The sequence below is a fragment of the Guyparkeria halopsychrophila genome (assembly GCF_044582135.1).
Classification (GTDB): Bacteria; Pseudomonadota; Gammaproteobacteria; order Halothiobacillales; family Halothiobacillaceae; genus Guyparkeria.
The window spans coordinates 1-975 of record NZ_JBDODP010000058.1 but is presented as its reverse complement, the minus strand read 5'-3'; the positions used below and the strand labels follow the sequence as shown (position 1 = coordinate 975).

At 64.3% G+C, this 975-nt stretch carries 1 protein-coding gene; it reads right to left on the bottom strand.

The annotated features are described in order from the left end of the window. Positions 1 to 917: IS30 family transposase (locus tag ABGV18_RS11470; RefSeq protein WP_396586145.1), on the bottom strand; the 917-nt coding region annotated here is incomplete at its 3' end. Positions 918 to 975 lie beyond the last annotated feature (58 nt).

The window sequence follows — 975 nt, the reverse complement described above, 5'->3', positions numbered from 1 at the left end:
ATGTCGTTGAGTTGAGTTTGCGTTACCTGGCTGAGGTCGGTGCTCTTTGGCAGAAACTGTCGCAGCAGGCCGTTGGTGTTTTCGTTGCTGCCTCGCTGCCACGGGGCGTGCGGATCGGCAAACCAGATGGTCATGTTCAGCCGTTTGGAAAGCTCGACGTGCCGAGCCATTTCGCTACCGCGGTCATAGGTCATGGTCTCGCGCACACAGGCGGGCATGTGACGCATCTGGCGGGTGAAGCTGTCGAGGGCGGCCGTGGCATCGCAGCCTCGCATCCGGCAGAGCACGACGTAGCGGGTCTTGCGCTCGACGAGTGTGCCCACCGCCGATCGGTTGAAGGCGCCCTTGATGAAGTCGCCTTCCCAGTGGCCGGGTGCCAGTCGCTCCTCGATTTCTTCGGGGCGGTGCCGGATGCAGAGATCCTCGGGCACCATGGCGCTGCCGGCGGGGGTGCGTCGGCGGCGCGGGCCTCGCTTGCTGCGCTGCTGACGCAGCAGGTCGATCATCTCCTGGCGCAATGAGCCCTTGGGGTGGGCATAGATGGCCGCGTAGATGGTTTCGTGACTGACGTGCCGTTCGGGGTTGTCCGGGTGCATGCGCTTGAGTCTGCCCGCTATCTGCTCGGGAGACCAGAGGCGGTAGAGCAGATGACGCCGGACGGTATCGTGCAGAGCCGATCCGGCCTGGAGCTTGTGCGGGCGACGGGACTGTAGCCGCCGTTGCCGATAGACACGGGCCCCTGTCGACGGACAGTAGCGCTGTTGATCGTCACGTCCCCGGTGACGTTCCCGGCTGACGGTTGCCGGGCTGCGACCGACGCGTCGAGCGATCTCGCGCACGCTATGGTTTTCTTGGTCGAGCAGGCGGATCATTGCTCGTTCGATGGCGGTCAGGTGTTGGTACGGGCTTCGACTCATGGGGCGCATCCTGGCAGGTTCAGGTGGGGCTGTGTTGCACTTGCAGGTTGAGTCTGCC